The sequence below is a fragment of the Streptomyces sp. NPDC001933 genome (assembly GCF_042890955.1).
GTDB lineage: Bacteria > Actinomycetota > Actinomycetes > Streptomycetales > Streptomycetaceae > Streptomyces.
Genome location: NZ_JBIASS010000070.1, coordinates 1 through 9,017, shown reverse-complemented (window position 1 = coordinate 9,017; position 9,017 = coordinate 1). Strand labels below are relative to the sequence as shown.

General features: G+C 67.9%; 3 protein-coding genes and 1 pseudogene. 2 read left to right on the top strand and 2 right to left on the bottom strand.

The features are described from left to right. Positions 1-124 precede the first annotated feature (124 nt). Positions 125-2,503 carry a Helicase associated domain protein gene (locus tag ACFYY7_RS44400; RefSeq protein WP_388671857.1) on the top strand — a complete coding sequence of 793 codons (2,379 nt, stop codon included), beginning with the start codon at positions 125-127 and terminating at the stop codon, positions 2,501-2,503. A gap of 227 nt (positions 2,504-2,730) precedes the next feature. Here the strand turns inward: ACFYY7_RS44400 and ACFYY7_RS44395 are convergent, their stop codons facing one another. Further along, complete coding sequence (locus ACFYY7_RS44395) at positions 2,731-7,638, bottom strand: NACHT domain-containing protein (RefSeq protein ID WP_388671854.1); 4,908 nt, start codon at positions 7,636-7,638, stop codon at positions 2,731-2,733. A 1-nt stretch (position 7,639) separates the two neighbouring features. After that, positions 7,640-8,053 (bottom strand): trypco2 family protein, encoded by a 414-nt coding sequence (locus tag ACFYY7_RS44390; protein WP_388671851.1) that lies wholly within the window; start codon positions 8,051-8,053, stop codon positions 7,640-7,642. Between the two features lie 540 nt (positions 8,054-8,593). Between ACFYY7_RS44390 and ACFYY7_RS44385 the strand changes: the two are divergent. After that, positions 8,594-9,017, top strand: a pseudogene (locus ACFYY7_RS44385) (hypothetical protein); the annotation flags it as partial.

Sequence of the window (9,017 nt, the reverse complement as noted above, 5' to 3'; positions counted from 1 at the left end):
GGAACTCCTTCGGATACGGCTTGGGCACTGCAACATCCTTCCAGGCCGCCTCTCAGCAAGCCAGGTCAGGTGTCACTTATCCGTGCAGCAGTCCCGGACACCCCACCAACCCACTGACAAAACGATGCCGAACACCCACCGACAAAACGACACCGATCACCAGGTGGGGGTGTGCTCGCTTCGGGCGGGCGACTCTGGTGGTGTGCCGTGCACGACTGATCCCGGCGAACTGGTGGCCTGGGTCAGGGATCTGGACCGGGTGACAGTGTTTGCGACGTACGCCGCCGTCGGCCTCGGCATCCTCCAGAACGCGCACGCTGCCGGCCTTGGCGCATGGGACCTGATGGTCGTCGACGAGGCGCACCGCACGAGCGGGTATGTGGGCAGGCCGTGGGCGGTGGTGCATGACCAGGCTCGGATGCCGGCGACTCGTCGCTTGTACATGACCGCCACGGCCCGGATCTGGGAAGCGCCCGAGCATGTCCGGGACGGTGAGGCCGGGAAGCCGCGGCTGGTGGCAAGTATGGAACCGGGGTCGCGGGTGTTCGGGCCGGTGGCGTACAAGCTGACGCTCTCACAGGCTGTGAGCCGAGGTCTGGTTGCCCCTTATCAGGTGGTGTGTGTCGATATTTTCGACCCTGAGTTTCGTCAGCTGCGCGAGGAAGTCGGCCTCGGATCGGACGCGGCCCGCGGAGCGCGGCTCGCCGCACTGCAGACCGGGCTCGTGACCGCGGCTGCCGAGGAGAACCTGCGTAAGGTGTTGACGTTCCACAGCAGGGTCAGTGAAGCCGAAGCCATGGCCGCAGGCTTCATCGACGCAGCCAGGAGGCTGTGGGAAGACGATCCGCGACGCTACCCAGAGCCGGAGCGGGTATGGGCCGACTGGCTGTGCGGCGAACACCCACCCACCCACCCACCCACCCACCGGCGCACCGTCCTGGAGGAGTTCGCCTCCGACATCATCCGGGACCACGGCCAGGACCACGAAGGCGGCAGGGCTGGCAGCGGTCGCAGCATGGGTGGGCAGCGGTCGGTGAAGAGTCTGGTGCCGGCGGCGTTGCGGGTGCTGAGCTCGGTGAAGGTGCTGGGCGAGGGCGTCGATACGGCGAATTGTGATTCCGTCGCGTTCTGCGATGCGCGGGGGTCGATGATCGATATCGTGCAAATGGTCGGACGTGCCCTGAGAATCAAGCCCGGTCAAGGGAAAATTGCTTCTCTGGTTGTTCCGGTATTCCTTGCTCCGGGTGAAACACCGGACGAAATGCTGACCTCCCAGGCGTACGGAACCCTCGCGAAGGTCCTCTCAGCGCTGCGGGCACACGACACCGAAACGATCGAGCACCTCGCGGATCCCCGTATTCGGAGCGGGAGTTGGTACCCGGAGGGTGCCGAGGAAGGCGAGGCGGTAGCTGAGCGGGAGGTGTCGGAGGGTGAGCGGGGGCCGAGCGCGCCTGCGCAGGAACTGCTGAAGTTCAGCACACCCCGGGATCCCGCGTTGCTGGCACGGTTCGTGAAGCTGCGGGTCATCGAGCCGGAGAACACGTTCTGGCGCCGCGGGATCCAGGCATGCACGCGGTACGTGAAGGAGACCGGGACGGACCAGCTGCGGGTCCCGTACGACTACGTCACCCCCGATACCTGGGTGCCGGCCGGGTTCCCGCTCGGGACGTGGCTTGCCGACCAGCGGAAATCCCACAAGGCCGGGCGTCTGGATGCGGGGCGGGTGGAACAGCTGGTCGGGCTGGGGATGGTCTGGTCGCATCAGGACGTCGCGTTCGAGGAAGGCCTCGCGGCGGCCCGCGCCTGGGCGGAGGTGCACGGGCATTTGCTGCCTCCCGCGACCGCGGTCTGGGACGGATACCCGGTCGGGGCCTGGGCCAAGAACCAGCGATTCGCCGCCCGAGCCGCGGACACGAACGCGGAACGCCGTGAGGCCGGCCTGGCTGTCGAGACCAGTAAGGGCGCGTTGACCGAGGCGCGGCGGACGGCATTGGAAGAGATCGATCCGGGATGGTGCCCCGTCTGGGACGCGGGATGGCAACGCTGCTTCCGGCTCACCCAGAACCTCCTCCAAGACGGCGGGGCCCTGCCGGTAGCGGCCGGCAAAGTGATCGTGCAAGGAGAAGACCTCGGGCGCTGGGTTACGGCGCAGCGGTTCGGGTGGGAGCAGTTGCTGCCCGCGCAGCAGTGGTTGCTGGAGAACGTCCTCGGGATCGAACCCGCCGAGGGGGCGGAGCGGCTGGTGAAACGGACGCAGGACGACATGTGGGCGGTCAATCTGGCAGCGGCACGGCAGTTCCATGCCCGTGAGGGGCATCTTCGGGTGCCTCGGAAGCACGTCGAACACCTGGAGGGAGGTGGTGTCGCAGTGGGACGTCAGAACGGTGCTGAGGAGCCTGTGACCGTACGGCTGGGCACCTGGCTCGACAACGCACGCAAACGCGCCGACAGGCTCACCGAGCAGCGGCGGGCGGACCTCGATGCCCTTGGCATGCGCTGGTAGGTGACCAGGAGGTGAGGGTAATCTCGAGCCGTGTGTGCTCGCCGCAGATGGCCGAGCCGGAGCGTGGGTCAGAGGCCCGCGCGGGTCCTCGATCAAACCCAGAGTGGTTCACTACCAGGGGCAATGCCTCCATGCACAAGATCTATCTGACGGCTGACAATCACGCCACAACACCGCCTATTCACAGCTTCTTAACTTCCGTCGTATCCAGAAACGACTCGGCTACCTCAGCCTCGTCGAGTTCGAGGAGCAGCACTACGCCAATTGGTAACGACTGAACGAACGAGCCTGAGGCCCCGCCAACCCGCACGGGCCAGTTGATCAGTCTCTGCCGCAGGCCGGGGGGACCTCATGCTGCCCGCCTTGCTTCCGCTGGTGGCCTCGCCCGCCTGCGTGCGATCACGCTCATGTCGCGCTGTCACGATTCCGGTCAAGATGGCTGCCGTGCCGTCGGGTTCCACTCTCAGCACTGCATCAGCAATGTTAGGGCTCCATGCAGGGCTATTCAGGGCCTCGAAGAGGATCTCTCGCCCCCGCGCCATGGCAGCGTTGGGATGTCCAGCAACCAAAGCCGTTGTTTGGCTGCGGAGCCTGGCGGCGCCGTCTTGATCGGCACTGACCAAGGCCGTGGCTACGGAGGCCAGGGCGCGGGCACGGGTGTCGGGGTCGGTAATGTCCCGGGCAATCGCGGCAGCCTCCTCATACCGCCCCACACCGGCCAATGCCGTGGCTACGGAGGCCAGGGCGCGGACACGGGTGTCGGGGTCGGTGATGCCCCGGGCAATCGCGGCAGCCTCCTCATACCGCCCCACACCGGCCAAGACCTCGGCCACGGAAACCAAAGCGCGAGCACGGGTGTCGGGGTCAGTGATATCCCGGGTGATGACGGTAACTTCGTCGGCAATCGCGGCAGCCTCCTCATACCGCCCCACACCGGCCAAAATCTCGGCCACGGAGGCCAGGGCGCGGACACGGAGGAAGGCCGCCACGTTGGCATAGGTGTCGGATTCGGTGATGCCCCGGGCAATCGCGGCAGCCTCCTCATACCGCCCCACACCGGCCAAGGCCGTGGCTACGGAGGCCAGGGCGCGGGCACGGGTGTCGGGGTCGGTGATGTCCCGGGCGATCGCGGCAGCCTCCTCATACCGCCCCGCACCGGCCAATGCCTTAGCTACGGAGGCCAGGGCGGTGTGACGAGGGGAGGCCAGGACGCGGTCGGCGGGGTCGGTGATGGCCCGGGCAAGCGTGGCGGCTTCCTTATACCGCCGTGCACAGGCCAAGACCTTGGCCGCGGAAACCAGAGCATAGGCGCGGGTGTCGGGGTCGGTGATATCCCGGGTGATGACGGTAACTTCGTCGGCAATCGCGGCAGCCTCCTCATACCGCCCCACACCGGCCAGAACTTCGGCCACGGAGGCCAGGGCGCGGACACGGGGGGAGGCCAGGAAGCCGACATAGATATCGGGACTGGTGATGCCCTGGGCAATCGCGGCAGCTTCCTCATACCGCCCTGCACGGGCCAGAACTTCGGCCACGGAAACCAGAGCATCGGCGCCGGTGTCGGGGTCAGTGATATCCCGGGTGATGACGGTAACTTCGTCGGCAATCGCGGCAGCCTCCTCATACCGCCCCACACCGGCCAGAACTTCGGCCACGGAAACCAAAGCGCGAGCACGGGTGTCGGGGTCGGTGATGCCCCGGGCAATCGCGGCAGCCTCCTCATACCGCCCCACACCGGCCAGAACTTCGGCCACGGAAACCAAAGCGCGAGCACGGGTGTCGGGGTCGGTGATGCCCCGGGCAATCGCGGCAGCCTCCTCATACCGCCCCACACCGGCCAAGACCTCGGCCACGGAAACCAAAGCGCGAGCACGGGTGTCGGGGTCGGTGATATCCCGGGCGGCCGCAGCGGCCTCCTCATACCGCCCCACACCGGCCAATGCCTCGGCCACGGAAGCCAGAGCGTAGGCACGGGCTTCGGGATCGGTAACATCCCGGATGCTGACGGTGACTTCGTCGGCAAGGACAGAAGCATCCTCGTACCGTCCCGCACCGGCCAGGGCCTCAGCCGCAGAAGCCAGAGCATGGGCGCGGGTGTCGTGGTCGGTAATACGCCGGGCGGTCGCGGCAGCCTCCTCATGCCGTCCCGTACCGGCCAATGCCTCGGCCACAAATGCCAGAGCGTAGGTACGGTCAAGGGTGTCGGTGATATCCCGGATGCTGGCGGTGGCTTCGTCGACAAGGGCAGCGGCCTCCCCACCCTGCCCCGCACCGGCCAGGACTCTGGCCACGGAAGTCAGCGCGTAAACACGGTGAACGGGGTCGGTAATGCCCCGGGCGGCTGCGGCAGCCTCCCCGCCCTGCCCCACACCTACCAAGGCCTCGGCCACGGAAGCCAGAGCGTAGGCACGGGCTTCGGGATCGGTAACATCCCGGATGCTGACGGTGACTTCGTCGGCAAGGACAGAAGCATCCTCGTACCGTCCCGCACCGGCCAGGGCCTCAGCCGCAGAAGCCAGAGCATGGGCGCGGGTGTCGTGGTCGGTAATACGCCGGGCGGTCGCGGCAGCCTCCTCATGCCGTCCCGTACCGGCCAATGCCTCGGCCACGGAACCCAGAGCGTAGGTACGGTCAAGGGTGTCGGTGATATCCCGGATGCTGGCGGTGGCTTCGTCGACAAGGGCAGCGGCCTCCCCACCCTGCCCCGCACCGGCCAGGACTCTGGCCACGGAAGTCAGCGCGTAAACACGGTGAACGGGGTCGGTAATGCCCCGGGCGGCTGCGGCAGCGTCGTCGGCTAGGGCGGCAGCATCCTCATGCCGTCCCGTACCGGCCATGGCCGTGACCGCGGAAGCAAGAGCGTAGACACGGTCAAGGGTGTCGGTGATGTCCCGGGCGGCTGCGGCAGCGTCGTCGGCAAGGGCGGCGGCCTCCCCACCCTGCCCCACATCGGCCAGGACTCTGGCCACGGAAGCCAGAGCGCGGGCGCGGGTGTCGGGGTCGGTGATGCCCCGGGCGGTTTCGGTGACGAGGTCGGCCGTTTCGGGCTTATTCCGAGCAATTTTGTAAATATGCGCGAGAAGCCATGGATCTAATGAGACTGAGCTCGGCAGTTTTTGCGGCTTTGTCCGAAGAAGGAAGAGGGCGCGGCGTACGTGGCCGAGGTGGGCCCAGGTGATGATGAGGTCGTCGGGGGTGTTGGTGGTGGCTTGTTCAAGTTTATGGCGGCGGTGGTTGAGGAGTAGACAGGCTGGGATGTCGGGGTTGGGGGCTTGGAGGTGGAAGGCGTCGGCGATTTCGGCGAGTGCCTCGGTGTCGGTGCCGGTGGTCTGCCAGATGCGTTCGTGGCGTGTGGCGTCGGTGGCGAGGTTGGTGAGGCGGGTGGTGTCGCCGAGCTGGCGGAGTGCCTGCGGGTAGCCGAGGAGTAGGTATTCGGGTGTGCTGGCGGGCCAGCCGGTGTGGCGCCAGGTGTCGGCCCAGTTGTGAAGGCGGTTCCGGTAGGCGTCCATTTGGTGTTTGAGGATGTCGCGGGCGCCTTCGAGGAGTGCCTGGTGCGCGAAGGAGTACAGCTCTGCTGATGAGCCGTCGTGGTTCAGGGTCCACTGGGCGGGGCGGTGCTGGAAGGAGCGTCCTGTCGCCCCGCCCAGGGCCAGCTCCACCATGCGTGGGCTGCTGCCGGTGAGGGCGGCCAGGTCGGCCGCGGCCAGGCCGCCGCTCGCGGCTGCGGTGAGGCCGACGAGGTCGCGGGTGAGCCCGCCCTGGCCGATCAGCTTCTCCAGGTCCGCTTCCGCGCGTTCGCGGGCCGCACGCGCGGCAGGCGACGGGAGGAGTGCGCGGTTGACCGCTTTGTCGCGTAGCGGGTGCTCGGTGTGGACGTCGGAGGGCAGGCGGGGGTTGGGCCGGCCGGCCACGATGACCCGGACGCCTGGGGGTGGTGTGCGGGGGAGCAGGGCAGTAATGCTGTAGGCGCTGCTGGCGGATGTGACGCCGGTGTCCTCGTCCAGGCCGTCGACGATCAGCACCAGGCGCCGTCCTGCAGCCTGTGCGTGTTTTGCGGCCAGTTCCAGTGTTTCGAGGAATTGTCCCGGCTCGGTGCACTCCACGTCTTTGTCGTGGAGGTACTCGCGCAGCTGCCTTTGCATCGCGGCCAGAAAGGCGGTGCGGTCGGACTGGCCGGCGGAGCGCTGGGTGATGAAGAAGGCCAGCAGATCCACTTCGGCGGGCGGGTTCAGGGCGAACCGTGCCAGAAGCGTGGTCTTGCCCGACCATGCCTCCGCCAGCCACCGCCAGTACCCACGATGTATGCCCGGCTCCCCGTGTGGTGCGGTGGCGAAGGCGGCCATCGCCGCGAGTTCGTCCTCGCGTCCTTCGAACGCATCGACCGCGGCCCACTGTTCCACTTCCCGCAGGTAGCCGGACCGGAGCACCGCGCGCCCGCCTCGGACCTCCTCCACAGCGGGGAGGTGCTCCTGTCCGCAGAACCGCTCCAGCAGGTCCGCGAAGCCCGCATCGTGGACGAGCGGATGGAACGGCTCCGCGTACAGACGACGCCAGCCCATGCCCTGGTCGTCCTCGACCGTGACCCCCACGAGCCGGCCCCTGCAGAACACCGCACTGCCCGACGCCCCCGCCCATGGCCGCCCCCTGTCCCCGCGGTCGTCCGGCCAGATGGGCGTGTCCAGCACCCAACGCCCCCGAAGCGTGGTTGCTACCACCGACAGATGGCCTCGCAGATACTCGAACTGTGGAGTGTCTCCATCGCTGGCGAACAGGGGGAACCCCGCGCCCTCGAATCCCACCGGCAACGTTCCTATGGGCCGGCCCCAGCGCACCGGCCCGCCCTCCACGCAGACCGGCTCCCGCAGCCACAGCAACGCCACATCCGGCGCGTCGTCCCCGGCCACCCCGTCCCGGGGGTCGGGCCAGCACACCTGCGCCGAGCGCTCTACCGGCCCCGCACCGAATTGGGGATGCCCGACCCGGACCGTCACATGCGGCAGCCACCCACCCATAGCATCCGTCACCACGTGCAACGCCGTGAGCACCACGTGATCGCCGATCAGGTACCCCGACCCCTGTGCCGAAGGCTCCGCAGTGCGCCCCGCACGGACCAGAGCCAGACGCTCAGGATTCACGTCACCGGTCCCACGGACGACGCGGCCGCTCCGCTGTCTCCTCCACAGGTGTTTCTTCCTCAGAGCCGGCCGCCTCCGCAGCCGGCTCCTCCGGGACACCGGAGGCCCCCGCAGCAGCTACTCCGGGAGCGTTCCGTCCGATCACGGCGCGCGTTCCGCCAAGAGCCTCGTCCCGGATGTTCAACGTCAGCGCCAGCCGATGAGACTTCGTGCTCTCCACACCGCCGCCCGCCTCAACGCCTGCCGCCCCGACAGAAACGTTGACCTTGCCGTCCCCGTTCTTGCGGAACTCCACGGTCAGCTCCAGCTCCGCGCTCTCCACCTCGAACCGGAACTGCTGCCCCGCTCCCGCGTTCTGAGCCCGGTACAGCTCCTCCCGAAGTTCGGCCAATGCCTCAGCCAGCCCGATCCCCACCCACACACTCCTCTGCACGCAGCAAAAGCCAGTAACACCACCCAGTCTGCCGCAGCCATCACCACCAGGAACGCACATCACCCACAACCGACGCGTTCCTTGCGCCCGCCGCGAGGCAAAAGGAAGCCGCCAGGCAGCCGGCGAACCTGACCGATGCCCTGGAGGCCCTACGGTCGGTGTCCGACACGGTTCACCGCCTGGCCGCCCGGCACGACGTCCGCCAAATCCGGGTCCGCCTCCCCGACCTTGGGCTGACCGGGACCCCATGGATCCACCAGGAACCGACCTCGCCGAAGCCCTCGATCAGCTGATGCGCAGGGCCCTTGCAGGACAGGCCACGCCCAGGAGCAGTACCTCCTCGCCCGCACCACCATCATCCGCACTCCCCCACCACCCCACTCCCGGGACCGGGGTTCAGGCGCAGAAACTGAACTCGGCAGCCACGGGCGCGGGAGAGGACAGTCTCGACGACCTCGAAAGTGACGTAGAAGACACCACCGAGGGCGAAGATTCCTCGGACTGGGCGAAAGCAGCGATGAAATGGTTACGTCGGACGCCTACAAGACCCTCTCGAAGGTCCTCGGGGTGCTGCGGGCACACGACACGGACACGATCGAGGCGCTGGCCGATCCCCGCGTCCGCAGCGGCCGGGAGGACACCGACGACCAGGACCAGGAGCACGACGGCGAGGACTCCGCGGACGTCCTGGAGGACGGGGACGGGGCGGGGGTGCGAGTGCGTGGGGCGGCGGCCGGGGTGCTGCGGTTCAGCGAGGAACGCGACCCGGCCGTGCTGGCCCAGTTCGTGCGGCTACGGGTCATCGACCCAGAAGGGGCGTACTGGCGGCGCGGGATCGAGGCGGCCGGCGAGAAGGCACAGGGAACTCCGGTGAAGGACTTGGCATCGGCCCCACAGCCGTCGCCATCGGGTCCGGCTGGACCCGCACCAACCGACCGCTGTTCAC